Consider the following 21,635-nt stretch of genomic DNA (forward strand, 5'->3'; position numbering starts at 1 on the left):
CTCTCCGGATCGTCGTCGAGCCGGGCGGTCGCATCGGTCGTCAGGTCGATCTTGACAACTCGACTGCGCCCGAGCATATTCGACATTGACGAATAACTTTCCAATATTGCGAAAGAGCGCCGCCGTAGAGATCAAAGGAGATCGAACGATGAAGAAGCTCATCAACAACCCCGCCGATGTGCTGGTCGAGTCGCTGCGCGGCGTCGCACTCGCGCATCCGGAGCTCTCGGTCGACCTCGAGACGCACGTGATCACCCGCTCGACGCCGAAGGCGGAGGGGAAGGTCGCGATCGTCTCGGGTGGAGGGTCCGGCCACGAACCGCTGCATGGGGGATACGTGGGCCTCGGCATGCTCGACGCCGCCGTCGCCGGCGAGGTCTTCACCTCGCCCACCCCCGATCGAGTGCAGGCCGCCACGAAGGCCGTCGATCGCGGGGCAGGCGTGCTGCACATCGTGAAGAACTACACGGGAGACGTGCTCAACTTCGAGATGGCGGCGGAACTGGCCTCGATGGAGGGCATCGAGGTCGGCACCGTGATCGTCGATGACGATGTCGCCGTGCAGGACTCGCTCTACACGGCAGGGCGTCGTGGCGTCGGACTCACGGTGCTGCTCGAGAAGCTGGTCGGCGCCGCGGCTGAAGAGGGGCAGGATCTCGATGCCGTCGTCGCCCTCGCGAAGCGCATCAACGGACAGGGGCGGTCGATGGGCATGGCGCTCACCAGCTGCACGGTTCCCGCAGCGGGCAAGCCGACGTTCGATCTGCCCGAGGACCAGATGGAGATCGGCATCGGCATCCATGGCGAGCCCGGTCGGCACCGGGAGCCACTGGCGCCGGCATCCGAGATCGCCCGGCAGCTCGTGGAGCCGATCCTCGCCGATCTCGACGTCTCAGGTCCCGCCATCGTGATGCTCAACGGCATGGGCGGATCCCCGTTGATCGAGCTGTATCTGATGTACGGCGAGGTGGCCGCGCTGCTCGAGCAGGCGGGAGTGCAGATCGCCCGCAACCTGGTCGGCGACTACATCACCTCGCTCGACATGGCCGGCTGCTCGCTCACGGTGCTGAAGGCCGACGACGAGCTGCTCAGGCTGTGGGACGCACCCGTCAACACCCCCGGACTGCGGTGGGGGGCATGATGGCGGCGATCGACACCGCGGCCCTGGCCGACTGGATCCGGCGGTTCCGCGACGTCATCGCCGAGAAGCGCGAATGGCTCACCGAGCTGGACTCGGCGATCGGAGACGCCGACCACGGCGCGAACATGGCCCGTGGCATGGATGCGGTCGTGGCGAAGCTCGACTCGGGTGTGCCCGACACGGTCGACGAGCTGCTCAAGACCGTCGGCATGACTCTCGTGAGCTCGGTCGGAGGCGCCAGCGGGCCGCTCTACGGCACGCTGTTCCTGCGGATGGGGATGGCTGCAGGGCCCGTGACCGAGCTCGATGGCGCCGGACTCGGCGGCTCGCTGCGTGCCGGACTCGATGGCATCGTCGCTCGCGGCAAGGCCGAGGCCGGCGACAAGACCATGTTCGACGCCATGGCGCCCGCGGTGGACGCGTTCGACGCCGCGATCTCCGGAGGGGGAGACCTGTCTGCCGCGACGGCGGCGGCCGCAGAGGCTGCCGCGTCCGGTCGGGATGCCACCGAACCGCTCGTCGCCCGGAAGGGACGTGCGAGCTATCTCGGGGAACGCAGTGCCGGCCATCTCGACCCCGGTGCGGCGTCGACGACACTGCTGTTCGAGTCCCTCGCCCAGGCGACCGCGGAATCCTCCTGATGATCGGCATCGTCGCCGTCTCCCACAGTGCTCGACTCGGGGAGGCGGCGCTGGAGCTCGCCCTGCAGATGGTGCAGGGCGGGGGAGCGCGAGTGAGAGTCGCCGCGGGCGCCGGAACGGATGCCGACGGCGCGCCCGTCCTCGGCACGGATGCCGTCGCTGTCGCCGCGGCGATCGACGAGCTGGCCGCCGACTGCGACGGTGTCCTCGTGCTGATGGATCTCGGCTCCGCAGTGCTGAGCGCCGAGCTCGCGCTGGAGCTGCGGACGAGCGATGTGCCGGTGCGCCTCGCCCCCGCGCCGTTCGTGGAAGGGCTGCTGGCGGCCGTCGTGTCGGCCGCTGCCGGCGCATCGCTGGACGTCGTCGCGGGGGAGGCGTCGATCGCGCTCGCCGCCAAGAGCGGCCAGCTCGAGGACCCGTCGACGGAAGCCGCTCCGATCGAGTCCGCATCGACCGACCGGTCGGGTGCCGTGACGCGGACGGTGGTCGTGCGCAATCCGCTCGGTATCCACGCGCGACCGGCGGCTCTGATCGCCGAGGCATCGGCGGGCATCGATGTGCGACTGCGTCGACTGCCCGACGGCGCTGAGGCGTCGGGTGCGAGCCTGTCACGCCTGCTGATCCTCGGTGCCAGGCAGGGCGACCGGATCGAGCTGTCGGCACTCGGGCCCGACGCCGAGGGGGCGCTCGACCGACTGGTGGCCCTGTTCGACGACGGATTCGGTGAAGGCACGGACGTCGACGCCGTCGCCTCGGGGTCGGTCGGGGCGCACGCTGCAGAGGCAGCCCTCGAGTCCCCTCCCGTCCGGGCAGGCGACGTGCTGCGTGGTCGCGGCGTGAGCTCGGGCAGGGTCGCCGCCGAGGCCGTGCTCCTCGCCGCGCCCGTGCGTGAGCCGGAGGAGAGCACCGTCGTCGCGCCTGGTGATCGGGAGGCCGAGGCATCTGCGATCGAGTGGGCCGCAGTGGCGGTGGCAGACCAGCTGCGGGCGCGCACGAGGGCGGCGACCGGCGAGGCTCGGGCGATCCTCGACGCGTCGCGTCTGCTGGCCTCCGACCCCGAACTGGTGGCCGAGGCGGCGGACCTCGTGCGGTCGCGGGGTCGAACGGCCGCGCGGGCCATCTGGGAGACATCGGCGGCGCACGAGAGAGGACTCGCGGCTCTCGGTGGGCGGATGGCCGAGCGAGCGGCCGACATCCGCGACGTCCGTGATCGGATGATCGCGGAGATCCTCGAGGTCGAGATGCCGGGCGTTCCCGAGCGTGAGGAGCCTTTCGTGCTGGTCGCGTCGGATCTCGCCCCCGCGGACACGGCAGCCTTGGAAGGCGGCAACTGCGTCGCTCTCGTGACGGAGCAGGGTGGCCCCACCTCGCATACGGCGATCATCGCCCGGTCGCTCGGAATCCCCGCTGTGGTCGGAGTCATCGGCGCGACCGGGATCCCGCGCGGTGCGGTCGTGCTCGTCGACGGCGATCGGGGCACGGTCGAGGTCGACCCGAGCACCTCTCGCGTCACCGAGGCGAAGGCCGCGTCGCTCGTGGTGCCGTTCGACGGCGAGGGGGTGCTCGCCGACGGACGGCGCATCCCGCTCCTCGCCAATGTCGGGGGAGCGGCCGAGGCCGTCGTGGCCGCTGCCTCGAAGGCCCAGGGCGTCGGTCTCTTCCGCACCGAGTTCTGCTTCCTCGACCGCGCCGACGCACCGACGATCGAGGAGCAGGTCGACGCCTACCGAGGTGTCCTCGCCGCGTTTCCGGGGCAGAGGGTCGTGGTGCGCACGCTCGATGCCGGCAGTGACAAACCGCTGCCTTTCGCGAACTCCGACGCGGAGGACAATCCCGCCCTCGGCGTGCGGGGACTCCGGATCGCGCGACGGGCCCCGAAGCTGCTGGACGATCAGCTCAGGGCACTGGCGCTCGCCGCGGGGGCGGAGTCGGCACTCGTCGAGGTGATGGCTCCGATGGTGGCCACGGTCGATGAGGCACGCGACTTCGCGGAGCGTGCGCGAGAAGCCGGACTGGAGACTGTGGGGGTGATGATCGAGACGCCCTCCGCCGCGCTCCTCGCGTCGGAGATGCTCGAGGTCGTCGACTTCGTGAGCATCGGGACCAACGACCTCGCCCAGTACGCGCTCGCGGCTGATCGACTGCTCGGAGAGCTGGGCGATCTGAACGATCCGTGGCAGCCGGCCGTGCTGCGACTGATCGGGCAGGCGGGTGCGGCCGGACGCCGGTGGGGCCTGCCGGTGGGGGTATGCGGCGAGGCCGCTGCCGATCCCGCTCTGGCCGCCGTGCTCGTGGGGCTCGGCGTCACGTCGCTGTCGATGACACCCCGTGCGCTGGGTCGAGTCGCGGCGGCGCTCGCGGGCGTCACGGGCGAACAGTGCGATGCCGCTGCGGAAGCGGTCCTGAGAGCAGCGACGGCTGTCGATGCCCGCGCCGCCGCAGCCGCCGTACTCAACGGAGAGTGACGCGGTCGTCCCGTCGACGACATATGCGCTCTCCGGCATCATTCTGATCTCGACATGCACGGGCTCCTGGTCGAGGTCGTCCCAGCGCGCCTAGGCTCCAGGAGGGGACGTCTGCATCGGCGAATGACGAGGTCGGAGGATTCAATGGCTGTCTTCATCACGGGTCGAGCGCGAGTGACGCTCGCCTTGATCGGGATCGGTGCCGTGGCCGCCGTGAGCGCCTGCGCCCCGAGTCCCCAGACGTCATCGCCTCCGTCGCCATCGCCGTCCCGGACGACCGCCGCGCCCGAGCCGTATGCCGGACCGATCGTGTTCGTCGGCGACGAGCTCGACGCATTCGCGCTCGCCCCCGAGGAGATCGTGGGGATCGTTCCGGACGCCACGGACGTCGGCGATCCGTCGCCGGTCCTCGAACAGATATCGGACGGAGGAAGCCTCCCTGCGGATCCGCCGATCTGCGACGCTCTCTACGCCGAGCAGTCACTCGGCAGCGTCGGGGCGAGGACGATCGAGTGGCAGGTGCCGACGGATCCCACGAACGGCTTCGGCCGGATGACGATCATGCAGTTCGCCGACGAGGCTCACGCCGAGGGCCGCATGGATCAGCTGCTCCAGGCGGCCGAGCAGTGCGCCGAGTTCGTCAAAGAGGGAACCGTCTCCTTCGATGCCGTGATCCCCGAAGCGTCCGAGAACACCCGGGCCTTCGCGGGCTCGCTGATCGATGCGGCGCTGGACTGGCGGTCGTTCAGCGCGTTCGCCTCGACCGGGAACGTGATCGTGCAGCTGTGGCAGCCTTTCAGCGGCGATCGCGACTTCGACGCCGAGGCGGCGGCGCTGCTGCTTCGAGAACGCGCCGAGGAGGCCCGGTCCGGGCTGGTCGAGGAGCTCACCGAGAACCCGCCCATCGCCGAGACAGACCCGTCCGGCGATCCCGGAACCGCGTGGAGTGACTGGCAGGTCGGAGTCGGCGGCGTGGGTCCGCTCCGACTCGGCGACTCGGTCGAGTCCGCGATCGCCGCCGCCGGCGAGGACGCGCAGGTCGTCGAACCCGAGTACGACGGTGGCCCGTGGAAGCTCATCGCCCCCGCGGAGGCGGGGACGATCCTGGTGCGCCCCGTCGAGGCCGGCGATGCCGTCTGGTCGATCACCGTCGGGAGCGACCGTAGCCTCGGCGACACCGTCGGTGACGGAGCCGCGCTGCCGTCGCGAGGTGATATCCGCCTCGGCGCCCCCGTCGCGGATGCGATGGCTGCTCACCCCGGAGGCACCGTGGTCGAGGTCGTGTCGTCGAGCGATCACTTCTACGCCGTCACGACGCGCGACGGGCAGGTCTTCCGTTTCCAAGCCGATCGCGAGGTGCTCGAGGAGGGGGCGACGATCGTCGGCATCACGGTCGAGGACGCGACGGTACGCACGCCGCTGGTCTTCGGCTGACGACGGGCCGGTCGGATGACCGACCGGCCCGCAGCATGCCGGGAAGACGATGATCAGGCGTGCAGATCCACGCCCTTGGTCTCCTTCACCATCGACACGGCGATGAGGGAGATCACCGCCGTGATGGCGATGTAGACGCCGATCGTCCAGGCCGCCTGGAACTGGTTCATCAGAGCCTCCGCGATCATCGGTGCGAACGCCCCGCCGAGGATGGCACCCAGCGCGTATCCGATCGAGACGCCCGAGTAGCGGACGTTGGCCGGGAACATCTCGGCATAGAGAGCCGCCTGCGGGCCGTACGAGAGCCCGAGCGCGAACGTCATCACGAACAGCGCCACGAAGTACCAGAAGATGTTCGCCGTGTCGATCAGGAACCACATCGGCACCGCCCACAGCGCGAGCGCGATGTACCCGATCTGGAAGGTGCGGACGCGTCCGAGACGATCGGAGAGGTGGCCGCCCCAGAGCGTGAAGATGAGCCAGCCGAACGACGCGAGCGTCGTCGCCAGCAGCACGGGAGGACGCTCCATGCCGAGGGCGGTGACGGCGTAGGTCGCGAAGAACGCGATGAGCAGGTACCCGGCGGCGTTGTTGCCGATGAAGATCAGGGCAGTGAGCACGACCTGCTTGGTGTTCTTGCGGAACAGGCGACCCAGCGGCGCGGAGGCCTCCTGACGACGACGACGGAGATCCTCGAAGACGGGGCTCTCGTCGACGGCGCGCCTGATCACGTAGCCGACGGCGATCAGCACGATCGACATCAGGAACGGGATCCGCCAGCCCCACTCGAGGAAAGCCTCGGGGGACATCGAGCTCGTCAGCACCCAGAGCGTGGCTGTGGCGAGGATCATGCCGATCGGGACGCCGATCTGCGGGAAGGCGCCGAAGAGCCCACGGCGGGCCGTGGGGGCGTGCTCGACGGCCATCAGTGCCGCTCCGCCCCACTCGCCGCCCGCCGAGAACCCCTGCAGGATGCGGAGCACGATGAGAAGGATCGGAGCGGCCACGCCGATCGCGGCGTAGGTCGGCAGCACGCCGATCAGCGAGGTGGAGAGTCCCATCATCACGAGCGTGAAGACGAGCATCTTCTTGCGGCCCAGCTTGTCGCCCAGGTGCCCGGCGACGATGGCTCCCAAGGGGCGGAAGAGGAAGGAGATCCCGATCGTGGCGAAGGAGAGGATCTGCGCGAACCCCTTGTTCTCCTCAGCGATCGGGGCGAGGAAGAGCGGCGCGAGCACGAGGCCGGCTGCTTGCGCGTAGATGAAGAAGTCGTACCACTCGATCGAGGTGCCGACCAGGGTGCTGGCGAGGACTCGCCGCTCCTCGGCGGGCATTCGCGCCGTCGAGGTGCGCGCGGATACTGCTGACGTCATGAAGAACTCCATTGTTCTGCGGGTGCGGAGGAGCGACGCTGCGTCACCCCGAGCTACTTACCGAATGATCGGTCAGTAATTGACGAGAGTAGCGCACGGTGGCCGGGCGACCCAAGCCCCACATCTGCGACCGCGCGACTCAGACGCCCTCACACCTTGCCGAACGCGCGCAGCGGATGCTCGATGAGCTCCGTGACGCGGCGGAGGAAGCTCGCCGCATACCCGCCGTCGCACACGCGGTGATCGAACACCAGTGACAGTTGAGCGACGCGGCGGGCGACGATCTGACCGTCGATCACCCACGGGCGCTCGATGATGCGACCGATGCCGAGGATCGCGACGTCGGGGTGGTTGATGATCGCGGCCGAGCCGTCGACCCCGAGCCCGCCGTAGTTGTTGAGGGTGAACGTCGACCCCCGCAGCCGCTCCGGAGGCATCGCCCCCGAACGCGCCGTCGCCGACAGCTCGCGCAGCGCGACATCGAGCTGTTCGACGGTGAGCTCGTGCGCCCGCGGGATGACGGGCACCAGGAGGCCGCGCTCGGTGTCGGCGGCGACGCCGAGGTTGAGGCCGTCGAAGGAGATGATCTCCGACCCGTCGTCGCTCAGGCGGGAGGCGAGCACCGGATGCTCCGCGAGCGCGAACACGACGAAGCGTGCCACGAGGGCGGTGATCGACGGTGCCCTGCCGCCGGCCGGAACCATCTCGGAGCGCAGATTCCAGAGCTCGGTGGCATCGACGTCGACCCAGACCGTGGCCTCGGGGATCTCGGAGCGGCTGCGGGTCAGTCGTGCGCTGACCGCCTTGCGCAGCGGGGACATCCGCTCACGGGAGACGACGGCGAGGCCATCGAGACGTTCGGCGTTCGCGGACTGCGGCTGGTGATCATCGCGGCGATGCTGCGCCGCTGCCCCGTCGACGGCGTCGTCGACAGCGGCCGCCAGCACGTCGGCGCGCGTGACGGCGCCGTCATGGCCGGTCGGGGCGATGGCGTGGACGTCGAGTCCCAGATCGCGGGCGAGTCGTCGCACCAGGGGAGAGCGGACGGCCACGGGCCGTCGTTCCGAAGCGTTCGCGTCCGGCTTCTCGCGTGGCATCTCGGATGCCGCCGTCGCCTTCGGGCGCCGTCGGCCGGTCGCGCCGCGCTCCGTGGTCCCATAGCCGATCAGGACGTTGCCGGACCCTGCGCGCTCCTCTTCGCGGTACGCCTCCTGCTCCGGATCGCCGGCATCCGCACGGAGATCGCCTCCCGCATGGGTGTCCGGAGCGTCCGCCGAGGAAGGATCCGCAGAAGAAGAAGCGCCGTCGGCGACCTCGAGCACCGGCGCTCCGACGTCGATGGTCTCGCCCGGTTCTCCGTGCAGGGCGGTGACGACGCCGGCGAAGGGCGAGGGCAGCTCGACCACGCTCTTCGCCGTCTCGACCTCGGCGATCGCCTGGTCGGTGACGATCGTGTCGCCGACGGAGACGAGCCACTGCACGAGTCCGGCCTCGGTGAGTCCCTCGCCGAGGTCCGGCAGCCGGAAGACGTGGGTGGTCAGCGCCGTCATGACTCGTCCTCCCAGTGCAGCGAGTCGATGGCGTCCAGCACGCGGTCGACGTCGGGCAGGTACCAGTGCTCGAGCTTGGGCGGGGCGTAGGGGGTGTCGAATCCGGTGACGCGGCGCACCGGAGCCTCGAGGTACTCGAAGCAGCGCTCGAAGACGCGCGCCTGGATCTCGGAGGCCACGCTGGCGAATCCGGGAGCCTCGGCGATCACGACCGCTCGTCCGGTCGCGCGCACGGCGGCGGTGACCGTGGCGTCGTCGAACGGGGACAGCGAACGGATGTCGACGACCTGCACGCTGCGCCCCTCGGATGCCGCCACATCGGCGGCCTCGAGCGCGAGCGGCACCGAGGCGCCGTAGGCGAGCAGGGTGACGTCGGTGCCCTCGCGGGCGATGCGGGCGGAGCCGATGTCCGCCGTCGCCGAGGTGTCGACCTCTCCCTTCGTCCAGTACAGCTTCTTCGGCTCGAGGAAGATCACCGGGTCGGGCGAGGCGATCGCCGCCCGGAGCAGCGAATAGGCGTCCTGGGGAGTCGACGGGCTCACGACGGTGAGGCCCGGGGTGTGCGCGTAGTACGCCTCGGAGGAGTCGCAGTGGTGCTCGACCCCGCCGATGCCGCCGCCGAACGGGATGCGGATCACGAGCGGCATCCGCACCGCACCGCGCGTCCGGTTGCCGAGCTTCGCGACGTGACTGACGATCTGCTCGAACGCCGGCAGTGCGAAGGCGTCGAACTGCAGCTCGACGACGGGACGCATGCCGTTCATGGCCATGCCGACGGCTGTGCCGACGATGCCGGATTCGGCGAGCGGGGTGTCGAAGCAGCGGTCCTCGCCGAACCGCGCCGTGAGTCCGTCGGTGATGCGGAACACGCCGCCGAGCGCTCCGACGTCCTCGCCGAAGACGACGACCTCGGGATCGCTCTCGATCGCATCCGCGAGGGCGAGGTTCAGTGCGGCGGCCATGCTCATGGTCGACACGGACAGTGCGCGGGTGCCGACCCGGATGTCGTCGTGGGCGATGGTCATCGTGCACCTCCGGCTGCTGCGTGGTTGCGTGCGATCTCGTCCCTCAGCATCTGCCACTGCTCCTCGCGCTGCGGAGAGCGGGTCTCTGTGACGAAGCGGAACAGATCCTCGGGATCGATCTCGGCATCGACGTTGAGCGCCTCTCGCATCGCCGCGGCGGTCTTCTCGGCCTCCGCCGCGTACTCGGCTTCACGGTCGGCCGTGAGGACGCCGGCGCTCGTCAGGTGTGCTCGCAGTCGCGTCAGCGGGTCGCGCTCGACCCACGCCTGGACTTCGGCGCGCTCGCGATAGCGCGTGTCGTCGTCGGCGTTCGTGTGCGCCTGCATCCGATAGGTGTGCGCCTCGATGAGCGTCGGACCGTCGCCCGAGCGGGCATGTGCGATGGCCTCGCCGAGAACGGCCAGCACGGCGGCGACGTCGTTGCCGTCGACGCGCTGCCCCGGCATCCCGTATCCGATCGCCTTGTGGGCCAGCGACGGCGCGGCGGTCTGGCGGCTGAGCGGCACCGAGATCGCGAACTCGTTGTTCTGCACGAGGAAGACGACCGGCACACGGAAGACGGCGGCGAAGTTCAGCGCCTCGTGGAAGTCGCCCTCACTGGTCGCACCGTCGCCGCACAGTGCGAGGACGGCCGTCTGCTCTCCGCGCTTCTTCGCGGCATACGCGAAGCCGACCGCGTGCAGCAGCTGTGTGGCGAGCGGAGTGGCCTGGGGCGCGACGTGGTGCGCTCGTACGTCGTAGCCCGAATGCCAGTCGCCCTTCAGCAGCACCATCGCCTCGGCCGGTGCGACACCCCGGGCGATCACCGCGACCGAGTCCCGATACGTGGGGAAGAGCCAGTCGCCGGCGTCGAGGGCGAGGGCCGCTCCGATCTGGCACGCCTCCTGACCGTGCGACGACGGGTAGACGGCGAGGCGGCCCTGGCGGACGAGAGCGCTGGCCTGATCGTTGATGCGGCGCCCCTCGACGAGACCGCGATAGGCGGCGAGCAGGGTGTCCGTATCCGGCAGCGGGAAGTGCGGGTCGTCGACGACACGGCCCTCTGCGTCGATGAGCTGCACCGCCGTGTCGCGCGGGAGCAGGTGTGCGTGTTCCATCCGTTCGCCCTCCTTGCCGAACTCGATGACGCCAGCATGCTCTCCTCGCGACAGACGTCCAAGAACATTCGGCGCATCGTGGACGAATGCGATCTACTTGCTCACCTCCGTGACGAAATGTCAGAATTCAGGCAGAGGACGAAGGGGTTCCATGATCACGCTGGACGACACCGATCACGCGATTCTCGAGCAGCTGCGCATCGACGCCCGGGCGTCGATGACCGCCATCGCCGAGGCCGTGCACATCTCGAGAGCGGGCGCTCACGCACGGATCAAGCGGCTGACCGATGCGGGCATCATCACCGGCTACTCGGTGCGCACCGACCCCGTGCTGCTCGGCCACCATGCGAGCGCCTACGTGACACTCGCCATCGAGCAGGCCACCTGGCAGGAGGTCAGCGCCAGGCTGCGGATGATTCCCGAGATCGAGCATATGGCGCTCGTCGGCGGTGACTTCGACGTCATCCTGCTCGTGCGGGCGAGCGACGCGCGCGACCTCCGCCGCATCGTCTTGGAGGACATCCAGGCGATCCCCTCGATCCGCTCCACACGCACGACCCTCATCTTCGAGGACTTCACCCTGATCTGAGCGGGTGCGGAGGACATCCCTTCGCACTCGGACATCTGCGGCGCGCTCCGCGACAAGTGGGCTGTCGCATCGCGTTCGACAATGAGACGACCCGCCAGATCCTTGGCACGCGTCCCGCTCGAAGGAGAGTCCCGATGTCCGAATCCGCCGCATCCGCAGCCGCCGCGCTGCTCGACCGCATCCAGGCGCCGGAGGGCGCGGGGCGAGACATCCCGGATGCCGCCACACGCGAGGTCATGGGTCGTGCGCCCGAGCACTCGGTCAGCGACCTCGACGATGCGATCGCGCGAGCGCGAGCCGCTCAGCCCGGCTGGGAGTCCCTCGGCCACGCGAAGCGCAGCGAGCTGCTGATCGCTGCGGCCGATGCGATCGACGCGAACGCCGAGGCGCTCGCGCACCTGCTCTCGCGCGAGCAGGGCAAGCCGTTGAACGGCCCCAACGCGCGCTTCGAACTGGGTGCGTGCTCGGCCTGGCTGCGCACCAATGCGTCGCTCCCGCTCGAGTCGCAGGTGCTCGTCGACGACGAGACCCTGCACGCCGAGCTCGTCTACAAGGCCGCCGGAGTGGTCGGCGCGATCGGTCCGTGGAACTGGCCGCTCATGATCACTATCTGGCAGATCGGTCCGTCGCTGCGGATGGGCAACACCGTCGTCGCGAAGCCGAGCGAGTACACGCCCCTGAGCGTCCTCGCGATGCTGGCGGTGATGAACGACGTGCTGCCCGCCGACGTTCTGATCGGTGTCTCCGGCGATCGCGAGGTGGGTGCGCGCCTCGCCTCGCACCCCGACATCGACAAGATCATGTTCACCGGATCGACCGCCACCGGGCGACGCATCATCGAGAGCTCGGCCGGCAACCTCGCCCGCCTCACCCTCGAGCTCGGCGGGAACGACGCCGGGATCGTGCTACCGGGCACCGATGTGTCGGCGATCGCGCAGGACCTCTTCTGGGGCGCCTTCATCAACACCGGTCAGACCTGCGCCGCGATGAAGCGCCTCTACGTGCACGACTCCGTCTACGACGAGGTCGTCACCGCGCTCGCCGAGATCGCGGCATCCGTCCCGATGGGCAACGGGCTCGACGAGGACAACGTGCTGGGTCCGCTGCAGAATCGCGCCCAGTTCGACATCGTGTCGCGCCTGGTCGACGAGGCGAAGGGTCGCGGCGCCCGTGTCGTCACGGGCGGCGAGGCGGCTCCCGAGCTCGGCGAGCTCTTCTATCGCCCCACGATCGTCGCCGACATCGACAACGACGCGGCCCTCGTGCAGGAGGAGCAGTTCGGTCCGGCGCTGCCGGTGATCCGGTACAGCGACGTCGACGAGGCGTTCGCGTTCGCCAACTCGGTCGACGTCGGTCTCGGCGCATCGGTGTGGTCGAGCGATCCGGACGCCGCCCGCGAGGCCGCGACGCGCATGGAGTCCGGCACGGTGTGGATCAACTCGCACGGCGGGCTGCACCCGATGGTGCCGTTCGGCGGCGTGAAGAGCTCGGGCTACGGCCTGGAGTTCGGTGTCGAGGGGCTCAAGTCCGTCGCCGTGACGCAGGTCGTGTCGGGGCCGGGCCGCAAGGCGCAGGCATGAGGTCCGCGATCGTCGTCGGGGCCGGGACCTCGGGCGCGATCGTCGCGCGACGCCTGGTGGACGCCGGCGTCGAGGTGACGCTGATCGAAGCCGGAGGATACGACGCGAATCCGGCGATCCACGACCCGTCGAGGGCGGGGGAGCTGTGGCACTCCGCCGACGACTGGGACTTCTTCACCGTTCCGCAGAAGCACGCCGGCGGACGCCGACTGCACCTGCCGCGCGGGAAGGTCACCGGAGGCTCGCATGCGCTCAACGCCATGATCTGGGTGCGCGGCGCCGCCTCCGACTACGACGCCTGGGAACGCGCGGGCGCGACGGGGTGGGGCTGGAGCACGGTCGAACCCGTCTTCGCCGCGCTCGAGCACGATGTGCTGCCCGTCACCGACGACTACGAGCTCTCGCCGATCCAGGCCTCGATCATCGACGCAGCCGTCGAAGAGGGGCTGCCCCGCAACCCGGACTACAACGGCGGCACCCTCGACGGCGTCTCGCAGCAGCAGGTGACGATCCGCGACGGCCGGCGGGTGAACACGTGGATGGCCTACGCGCAGCCGGTCGTCGACAGGCTCACGATCCTCACCGAGCGCGAGGTGCATTCGGTGATCTTCGAGGAGGGCCGCGCCGTCGGAGTCCGACTCGGCTCGGGCGCCGACTCCGAGGAGGTCTTCGCCGACGAGGTCGTGCTGTCGGCCGGTGCGATCGGATCGCCCGTGATCCTCCTGCGATCTGGCATCGGCCCCGCCGACGAGCTCGCCGCGCTCGGCATCCCCGTCGTGCTGGATGCACCGGGCGTCGGCAAGAACCTGCACGACCATCTGCTCTCACCGGTCATCTTCACGACCGAGAGGCCGGTCGGACCGCCGCGGCCGGGCGTCTCGGTCACGCAGTCGCACCTGTTCTGGCGCAGCCGCGACGACCTCGCCGAGCCCGACACTCAGCCCATCCACTTCTCGGTGCCGATGTGGGGCGAGCTCGAACCTCGAGGGGATGACGGATTCACCCTCATGGCCGGTCTCGTGACGCCGTACAGCCGCGGTGGGCTCACCCTGTCCGGTCCGGATCTCGCGGACCCGCCTCTGATCGACCTCGCCGCGCTCGAAGACGACAGGGATGTGGCAGCGCTCGCGGCATCGGTTCGTCAGTGCCGCCGGATCGGCGCGCAGCCGGCGCTCGCCGAGGAATGGGGAGCGACCGAGGTGTACCCCGGCCCCGACGTGTCGGACGACGGGATCGACGACTGGGTGCGCCGCACGGCCATCACCTACCACCACCAGGTCGGCACCTGCCGGATGGGATCGGATGCCGAGGCGGTGGTCGACCCGCTGCTGCGGGTGCGCGGTCTCGAGGGGCTGAGCGTGATCGACGCGTCGGTGATCCCCACCGTTCCGACGGGCAACACCAACGCCCCCGCGGCGATGATCGGCGAGCTGGGGGCGAGGTTCCTGCTCGGACGCTGACGTCGACGCTCGCGATGCCCCCTCCTGCCGAGTAGGTGGAAGGGGGCATCAGCGTCTCATCCGGCGTGCGAGATCGAACCTGCGTGTCGTCCCGCATGCGGGGTCACCAACGCATCCGAATCGCTGCTGAGCGGTGCGTCATCGACCCCGCAGGGAAAGACGCGCACGGCATGCGACGTGATCAGCCCGCGGAGTACACCTCGCGACCGGCGAACCACGTCGACCGCACGGGAGTGTGCACGATCTCGTCGGCCGGGCCGGCGATCGCATCCCGGGCGAGCACGACGAAGTCCGCGGACTTGCCCGGCGTCAGCGATCCGGTCTCCGCGCCGAGGCCCATCGCGGTCGCGGCATTGATCGTGAAGACCTGCAGGGCCTCCTCCGCCGTGATCGCCTGCTCGGGCCAGAGGACGCCGGGCGCTCGGCCGAGAGGATCGGCGCGCGTGACGAGACCCTGCAGCCCCTCGAGGGTGTTCGGCGATTCGCTCACCGGCCAGTCCGAGCCGCCGGCGACGAGCGCGCCGGCGTCGAGCAGGGCACGGTTGGGCTGCGAATGCTCGGCGCGGTCGCCGAGGACCTCGGCCAGCGCCTGCGGGATCACACCCGGGAACCAGATGAACGGCGAGATGTCGGCCGAGACGTCGAGGGCTCGCAAGCGCGGGATGTCGTCGTCGGCGAGGAACTGGCCGTGCGCGATCTGGATCGGGGTGGTGAAGCCGTCGGACCGGATGCGCTCGGCGACGTCGAGCACGAGACGCGCCGATCCGTCTCCCGTGCAGTGCACCTTGGCGCCGAGTCCGCGCTCGGCCACCGACCGCAGCCAGGTGTGCAGCTCGTCGAAGTCCATCGTCGTCTCGCCGTGGAAGTGCGCGCCGTGCACGGCATCCGCGATGTACGGCTCGAGGAACGACGCCGTGCGCGCGGGTGGCACTCCGTCGAGGAAGATCTTCACGAAGTCGGGCCGATGGTGCGGGGTGCGGAACTGCTCACCGAGGTCGATGAGCGGGGTGCCGATCGGATCGAACCCGAAGATCTCATCGTTGATCAGCAGCGACGAGACGACCCAGGCGGTGAGCTCGTGCGACCGGTCGAGGGTCGCGAGGGCGGCGAGGATGTCGGTCGACACTCCGGCATCCTGGAAGGTTGTGATGCCGTAGGAATTGAGGATCTCGACGCCGCGGCGCGACGCGGCCACGTGCTGCTCGCCCGTCAGCCCACCGCTGCGATCGTAGGCCTCCTGCACCGGGATTCCCGCTGCCTCGAACAGCACCCCGGTCGGCGTGCCGTCATCGGGATCGAGCACGGTGACTCCGCCGGAGGGGATGCTGTCGGCGGTGATCCCGGCGAGCTGCAGCGCCCGCGTGCTCGCCCACCTGTTGTGCCTCGAGTCCTCGACCAGGACGACGGGGCGACCGCCGGCCGCCTCATCGAGACGCTGCCTGACCGCGCTGTTCGCGAGGCCGGGCAGCAGAGTGGTCGACACCGGGCCGCCCACGATCCACGCGTCGGGCGGCAGCGCGCTGGCCTTCTCGCGCACGAGGTCGAGGATGTCGTCGAGGCCCAGCGAGGGCGGCAGCGAGAGCTCGAACAGCTCGGTGCGCCCGGCGAGAGCGTGGTGGTTGTGCACGTCGACGAAGCCGGGGTAGACCGCGGCATCGCCGACATCCAGCATCCTCGTGTCCGGGCCGCGGTGCGCGTCCATCTCGGCCCGCGTGCCGACGTCGAGGATCCGCCCGTCGCGCACCGCGAATGCCTCGACGATCGGTGCTCGGTGATCCGCCGTGCGGATCACCGAGCCCGTCACGATGAGCTCGGCCGTCGTCATCTCAGAGGGTTCCGAACAGCGCCGGCTCGAGGCCGTTCGCGTGATGGGTCGTCGAGAGCAGTCGGCCGTGAGCGCCGAACGTGAAGTGCGTGGGCACCTCACCCGACTCGTCGAGCCCGAAGAGAACCCCGTGCGAGCGGATCGCGTTCACGTCCCGATGGTCGGCGATCGTGACCGATGCGCAGGGGATGACCTTCTCGCGCCACGCGAAGACGTAGATCCCGGGGCGCACCTCCCACACGCTGTTCTCGTCGGTGTCTGCGAGGCCGCGCTCGGGGCCGGCGAGGCACTGCCATGAGTACCAGCGCTCCGAGAGGTACACGTGCTCGTAGGCGTGCTCTTCGCTGTAGATCCACTCGACCCGGCGACCGATGAGCGTCGTCGTCGGCGCCGGCTCTGCGCCCGTCACGGTCGCTCCGTCGATGATGCTCGGCGCGAAGACGTGCTGCACGCGGGTGCGTCCCTGCTCGGGCGCGGGCAGGATCACCGAGATGACGGCGAGGGCGCGGCCGTGGCGCAGGTCGACGATCAGAGACACTGCTTCGTTCGGCAGGTAGTTGTGATGGAACTGCACGAAGTACAGGTCGTCGTCGACCTCGAACGCCTCGTAGTCGTCGGTGTCGGAGGCGGGTGCTGTCGTGTCGTCGGCACCGGGCCGGTAGTCCCACGCGACTGTGGTGTCGGCGAACCGGTGCGAGATGCGGGTTCCGCGGGCGTCCACGACGGTGATCTCCCGACCGCTCAATGCGGCCGTGTGCGGAGCCTTGTTCGCGTCGAAGCCGGGAGCCAGGCCCTCGAGCGGGAGCCAGGTGGAGGTGTCTGCGGGGTTCAGGGTCGTCATGTCTCTCCTCAGGTGAGTGGGGTTGCGGGAGCGTCAGCGGTCGCTGAAACGCTCGAGGTCGGATGCGAGGCCCTCGTACACGGCGGGCCGGGAGCGCTTGAGATAGGCGCCGTAGACGATGCCGCCGATCAGCGCCACCACGAGCAGCAGCGGCATGAGACGGATGGCGAGCTCCTCGGATCCGGCGACGATGTTGAAGTTCACGATCGCCAGCACCGAGATCGCGGCGATGCCGAGGAATCCGATCCCCGGAGCGATGAACGTGCTCCACCATCGTGGATCGCCGGCACGGCGGAAGTACACGACGATCGAGATCGCGGCGAGCCCCTGCAGGATCAGCACGCTCAGGGTGCCGAAGCCGAGCATCGCCGGCACGAGCGTGAGGATGGGGTCGGCACCGGCGATCGCGAAGATGATCGCCACGAGCGCCGCGAACGATGCCTGCACGATTCCTGCCAGCTGCGGGGCGCCGTTGCGGCGCGTGCGGGCCAGAGCGTGCGGCAGGATCCGCGAGCGCCCGAGGGAGTAGAGATAGCGCGTCGCGGAGTTGTGGAACGCGAGCATCGCCGCGAACAGACTGACCAGCAGCAGGATCATCATCACGGTCGTCAGCGGGCCCCCGAGGTACTGCTGCGACAGCATGAAGATCAGGTCGCCCGTCGGCAGGTGCTCGAGAGCGGTTGCCTGCGCCTGCGCGACGCCGGTCGCGCTCACCACCGCCCAGGTGGTGACGCCGAGGATCACGCCGATCGCGATGATCGAGGTGTACGTCGCCCGCGGGATCGTGCGCAGCGGCTGCTTCGCCTCTTCGCTGAACAGGGCGGTCGCCTCGAAGCCGAGGAAGCCCGTCGCGGCCAGGAGGAGGCCGATCGGCAGCGACCCCGAGAACACGGCTTCCGGGCTGAACGCGGCCACGTCGTATCCGGTCTGCACGAGCACCGACACGTCGAACACCACGAGCATCAGCACCTCGAGCACGAGGCACACACCGAGGATCTTCGACGAGAAGTCCACCCCGACCCGTGCGAGCACGAAGCACACGACGATCGACAGCAGACCCCAGATGAGCCAGTGCACGTCGAGGCCGGTGAGGTCGCGGATGATGTTCTGCATGAAGAAGCCGCTGGTGCCGATCGTGCCGACGACGAAGAAGTTGTAGCCGAGCGTGGCGATGAGGCCGGCGACCAGACCGCCGGTGCGACCGAGGCCCTTCACGACGAAGGCGTAGAAGCCGCCGGCGTTGACCAGCTGCTTCGACATCTGCGCGTATCCCACGGCGAACAGCAGCAGGATCGCGGCCACGATGAAGAAGGCCATCGGCGTGCCGCCGCCGTTTCCGAGGGCGATCGCCAGCGAGGCGACCACGACGATGCCGGTCAGTGGTGCGACGGCGGCGAGCACGAGGAAGACGATCCCGGCGACGCCCAGCGCGCCGGGTCGAAGAGAGGTGTGGTCCTGCTGCGTCGTGGACGCAGATATCGGGTCTGCCACGTCGGCTCCTTTGCTCGGTGACGGCCGTGTCGGCACGGCATCGACGACGAGGGGTTCGTCGATACAGCGAGTCTGCTCGTGCCGGGAGCGCGGCGGTTGACCCTGAGCGAAGGACGATGGTGCCAGCGCGCACAGCCGTCCTGGTCGTGTTCCCGGCCCGGATCCGGCGGAGCAGGATGACGGTGATGACACCGCCGTCCTCGCGGAGCGCCGCTGGCGCCGCGGCGATGTCTCGAGGAGATCATGGACCTGCAGCTGACGGGCACGACCGCGCTGATCACCGGCGCCGCGAGCGGTATCGGCCGCGCGACCGCCCGCGCGCTCGCCGCGGAGGGGGTGCGCGTGGCGCTCCTCGATCGGGATGCCGTTGCGCTCGCAGAGACGGCACGCGGATGCGGTGACGCTGTGGTCCGGGTGGTCGATGTCACCGACGAGACACAGGTCGCGCTGGCGGTCTCCACGTCCGTCGAGGAGCTCGGCGGGGTGGATGCGGTCGTGTGCTGCGCGGGGATCTCGGGTCCGGTCGGATCGACGATCGAGCAGATCTCGCTTCACGACTGGAACGCCGTGTTCGCGGTCAATGTCACGGGGGCGTTCCTGGTTCTCGCGCAGGTCCTTCCCGCGTTGCGGGCGTCGGCTTCGGCATCCGTCGTGCTGCTCGCGAGCGACTCGGCGTTCGTGTCGTCGCCCGGCATGGCGGCCTATTGCGCATCGAAGGCCGCGCTCGTGCAGCTGGGTCGATCGTTGTCGGTGGATCTCGCCGGCACTGATGTCCGGGTGAACACGGTGGCGCCGTCGATCGTCGACACCCCGATGAGCCGTGGAGACCTCGGGGAGCACGCGTTCGTCTCCCCGACTTTCGAGGTGCAGTCGCCCGAGGACGTCGCTTCACACGTGCTGTATCTGGTGTCGCCGCGCAGCAGAGCGATCAACGGCACGACCATCCTCAGTGATTTCGGGTACTCGGCCCGATCAGGATTCCCGGCCTGATGGTCACGGGGACGACGGACCCGCGCACGAGCGCGGCGAGAGCGCGTGAGCGCGGCGAGAACAGGAGCGAACATGGGTAGTGCAGTGGGATCGACGGTCTCCGGGCGGGTCATCGTGATCACCGGCGGGGGTACCGGCATCGGGGCGGCGATCGCCGAACGGTATGCCGCTGAAGGGGCGCACGTCGTGGTCGTGGGGCGTCGGCCCGATCCGCTGCGCGCCGTGGCCGACGCCGTCGGCGCGCATCCGATCATCGCGGATGCCGCGGACACCGCATCGGCGCAGGCAGCGGTGGCGGAGGTGCTCGCGACATTCGGGCGCCTCGACGTGCTGGTGGCGAATGCCGGCGGACACGGCTTCTCGCCGGTCGCCGACACCGACGACGACAGCTGGGATGCGGCGATCCGCGCGAACCTCACCACGGCGTTCGTCATGGCGCGAGAGGCGTTGCCTGCGCTGATCGAGGCGAAAGGGCAGATCGTGATCGTGTCGTCTCTCGCAGGTCTCTTCGCGGGTCCGTCGGTGGCGGGATACACCGTGGGCAAGCACGCGCTGATCGGGCTGACGCGGACCCTCGCCCGCGACTACGGACGGCAGGGTGTGCGCGTCAACGCGGTGTGTCCAGGGTGGGTGCAGACGCCGATGGCCGACGACGAGATGGACGAGTTCGCCACCCATGCCGGGCTGGGCTCGCGGGAAGAGGCGTATGCGACCGTCACGGCGGATGTGCCGCTGCGGCGCCCGGCTCGGCCGGCGGAGATCGCGTCGGTCGTGCGGTTCCTGGGATCGGGGGAGTCGTCGTACGTCACCGGTGCCGTGATCGTGGCGGATGGCGGGTCACACGTCGTGGATGTGCCGACGATCGCCTTCGACCGGGCGGGGATGTAGGAGGCGGTCGCTCGGGTGCATGGTCGGTCGTCCCCGGTGTGGGCGCTCTCGTTCCCGGTTCGGTCGTTCGCGCTCCGATGACGCCTCTGTGTTCTCCGTTCTCACGTATCCCGTCTTTCGCCTCTTCCCCGCTTCCTCCTGTCGGTCGCGCCTCTTGGGGTTTCCCCGCATCTCGCGCGCGATCTGGGCGCCTGCGCTGTGCCATTCCGGGAGAGTGGAATACGGATCTGATCTGGGGTAATTCGAGGTCGTTTCGGGTCTCGGATGTCGGTGGCCCGGGGTTGACTGGGGGTATGAACAGCACTGCGGAGCTTCTGGATCGGGTCATCGCCGACCTCGACACGGTGCTGTCCGACGGCGCGCTGGNTGGAATACGGATCTGATCTGGGGTAATTCGAGGTCGTTTCGGGTCTCGGATGTCGGTGGCCCGGGGTTGACTGGGGGTATGAACAGCACTGCGGAGCTTCTGGATCGGGTCATCGCCGACCTCGACACGGTGCTGTCCGAYGRCGCGCTGGCGGGGTTGTCGGATGCGGATCGGGTGACTGTTCTGCAGGGTGCGGGTGCTGTCTTCCGCCGGGTCGAGGCGGTGATCGTGGAGACGATCGCGACGGGCGACGCGGCGGATTTTCCGCATTCGGCGGGGTGTCGGGGGCTGAATGAGCTGTTGCAGCGGGCGGTGTCGGTGGATGTGCGGGGCGCGTCCCGGGTCGACAGGGTCGTCGATCTGGTGCGGAGGCCGGTGAGTCTGGCGGGGGAGAGGATGCCGGCGCGGTGGTCGGAGTTGCGTCTCGCGTTGCTGGATGGGGTGGTCGGTGTGGCCGGGTTTCTTGCGGCGACGGGGCCGATYGAGAAGGTGTGGGATCGGCTGACGGTSGATCAGCGGTTGGCGGCGGATGTCGCGTTGGCGGGGTGTGCTCGCGGCCACGGCGTCGTGGTCGACGCTGATGATGAGGGCCTGGAGGCTGATGAGCCGGGTCCGGCGCCGACCCCGCAGGACTTGAAAGCTCTTGCCGAGGATCTCGCGTCGATGTTCGACCCCGATGGGGAAGAACCCAAGGATGARGACTCCCGTCGACGCCGGGGCATCACGATCGGTCGTCTCACGGACGGCGTGCACGCGATCCGCGGGTATCTGACCCCGGACGTCGCGGCGCAGCTGCAGCTGATCCTGGACGCGATCCTCAACCCCAAAGGTGGCGGCGCGCCCATGCCCGGAGTGCACTTCGCCCCGAGCGAGGGCGC

17 protein-coding genes are annotated in these 21,635 nt (G+C 69.4%); 10 read left to right on the forward strand and 7 right to left on the reverse strand.

Translation table 11 applies throughout. From position 1 onward, the window contains the following. The first annotated feature begins 148 nt into the window (after positions 1-148). The 4 genes from dhaK (at position 149) to ASE34_RS06065 (ending at position 5,681) form a co-directional block, all read left to right on the forward strand. Positions 149-1,141: a dihydroxyacetone kinase subunit DhaK gene (gene dhaK / locus ASE34_RS06050; protein WP_056277499.1), complete on the forward strand. Its 993-nt coding sequence runs from the start codon at positions 149-151 to the stop codon at positions 1,139-1,141. Further along, positions 1,141-1,782, forward strand: coding sequence for a dihydroxyacetone kinase subunit DhaL (gene dhaL / locus ASE34_RS06055; RefSeq protein ID WP_056277501.1), 642 nt, complete (start codon positions 1,141-1,143; stop codon positions 1,780-1,782). The genes dhaK and dhaL overlap by 1 nt, the downstream gene beginning before the upstream one ends. Next, the gene (gene ptsP, locus ASE34_RS06060) at positions 1,782-4,247 is read left to right on the forward strand and encodes a phosphoenolpyruvate--protein phosphotransferase (protein WP_082586517.1); all 2,466 of its coding nucleotides are present in this window, start codon (positions 1,782-1,784) and stop codon (positions 4,245-4,247) included. Before dhaL ends, ptsP begins: the two co-directional genes overlap by 1 nt. A gap of 144 nt (positions 4,248-4,391) precedes the next feature. Next, a complete protein-coding gene (locus tag ASE34_RS06065; RefSeq protein WP_056277504.1) occupies positions 4,392-5,681 on the forward strand; it encodes a sensor domain-containing protein in 1,290 nt (429 codons plus the stop codon). Between the two features lie 53 nt (positions 5,682-5,734). Here the strand turns inward: ASE34_RS06065 and ASE34_RS06070 are convergent, their stop codons facing one another. The 4 genes from ASE34_RS06070 to pdhA form a co-directional block, all read right to left on the reverse strand. Then, positions 5,735-7,054, reverse strand: a complete 1,320-nt coding sequence (locus ASE34_RS06070; protein WP_056277770.1) for an MFS transporter — start codon at positions 7,052-7,054, stop codon at positions 5,735-5,737. Positions 7,055-7,203: 149 nt separating this feature from the next. Then, positions 7,204-8,604, reverse strand: a complete 1,401-nt coding sequence (locus tag ASE34_RS06075) for a dihydrolipoamide acetyltransferase family protein (protein WP_082586518.1) — start codon at positions 8,602-8,604, stop codon at positions 7,204-7,206. Next, positions 8,601-9,629, reverse strand: a complete 1,029-nt coding sequence (locus ASE34_RS06080; RefSeq protein ID WP_056277507.1) for an alpha-ketoacid dehydrogenase subunit beta — start codon at positions 9,627-9,629, stop codon at positions 8,601-8,603. The genes ASE34_RS06075 and ASE34_RS06080 overlap by 4 nt, the downstream gene beginning before the upstream one ends. Continuing rightward, on the reverse strand, positions 9,626-10,726 hold the full coding sequence (gene pdhA / locus ASE34_RS06085; RefSeq protein WP_056277509.1) for a pyruvate dehydrogenase (acetyl-transferring) E1 component subunit alpha: 1,101 nt from the start codon (positions 10,724-10,726) through the stop codon (positions 9,626-9,628). Before pdhA ends, ASE34_RS06080 begins: the two co-directional genes overlap by 4 nt. A 151-nt stretch (positions 10,727-10,877) precedes the next feature. Between pdhA and ASE34_RS06090 the strand changes: the two genes are divergently transcribed. The 3 genes from ASE34_RS06090 to ASE34_RS06100 all read left to right on the forward strand — a co-directional run bounded on the left by ASE34_RS06090 (position 10,878) and on the right by ASE34_RS06100 (position 14,355). Then, complete coding sequence (locus tag ASE34_RS06090; RefSeq protein WP_187250130.1) at positions 10,878-11,315, forward strand: Lrp/AsnC family transcriptional regulator; 438 nt, start codon at positions 10,878-10,880, stop codon at positions 11,313-11,315. A 134-nt stretch (positions 11,316-11,449) separates the two neighbouring features. Then, positions 11,450-12,895, forward strand: coding sequence for an aldehyde dehydrogenase family protein (locus tag ASE34_RS06095; protein ID WP_056277512.1), 1,446 nt, complete (start codon positions 11,450-11,452; stop codon positions 12,893-12,895). Next, positions 12,892-14,355 carry a GMC family oxidoreductase gene (locus ASE34_RS06100; protein ID WP_056277515.1) on the forward strand — a complete coding sequence of 488 codons (1,464 nt, stop codon included), beginning with the start codon at positions 12,892-12,894 and terminating at the stop codon, positions 14,353-14,355. The genes ASE34_RS06095 and ASE34_RS06100 overlap by 4 nt, the downstream gene beginning before the upstream one ends. A 181-nt stretch (positions 14,356-14,536) precedes the next feature. Here the strand turns inward: ASE34_RS06100 and ASE34_RS06105 are convergent, their stop codons facing one another. The 3 genes from ASE34_RS06105 to ASE34_RS06115 are packed head-to-tail and all read right to left on the reverse strand — an operon-like array spanning position 14,537 to position 18,512. After that, on the reverse strand, positions 14,537-16,180 hold the full coding sequence (locus tag ASE34_RS06105; protein WP_056277518.1) for an amidohydrolase: 1,644 nt from the start codon (positions 16,178-16,180) through the stop codon (positions 14,537-14,539). A 1-nt stretch (position 16,181) separates the two neighbouring features. Then, complete coding sequence (locus ASE34_RS06110) at positions 16,182-17,021, reverse strand: molybdenum cofactor biosynthesis F family protein (protein WP_056277520.1); 840 nt, start codon at positions 17,019-17,021, stop codon at positions 16,182-16,184. Between the two features lie 33 nt (positions 17,022-17,054). Then, a complete protein-coding gene (locus ASE34_RS06115) occupies positions 17,055-18,512 on the reverse strand; it encodes an APC family permease (RefSeq protein WP_056277523.1) in 1,458 nt (485 codons plus the stop codon). A gap of 243 nt (positions 18,513-18,755) precedes the next feature. On the opposite strand from ASE34_RS06115, the gene ASE34_RS06120 reads away from it, so the two are divergent. From ASE34_RS06120 to ASE34_RS18335, 3 genes are all read left to right on the forward strand, one after another. Beyond that, positions 18,756-19,502, forward strand: coding sequence for an SDR family NAD(P)-dependent oxidoreductase (locus tag ASE34_RS06120; RefSeq protein WP_056277525.1), 747 nt, complete (start codon positions 18,756-18,758; stop codon positions 19,500-19,502). A 72-nt stretch (positions 19,503-19,574) separates the two neighbouring features. After that, positions 19,575-20,390, forward strand: coding sequence for an SDR family NAD(P)-dependent oxidoreductase (locus ASE34_RS06125; RefSeq protein WP_056277529.1), 816 nt, complete (start codon positions 19,575-19,577; stop codon positions 20,388-20,390). Positions 20,391-20,835: 445 nt separating this feature from the next. Further along, the coding region (locus ASE34_RS18335; RefSeq protein ID WP_056277532.1) for a DUF222 domain-containing protein at positions 20,836-21,635 on the forward strand (800 nt) is incomplete at its 3' end.

Source organism: Microbacterium sp. Root280D1 (genome assembly GCF_001428975.1).
Taxonomy (GTDB): Bacteria; Actinomycetota; Actinomycetes; order Actinomycetales; family Microbacteriaceae; genus Microbacterium.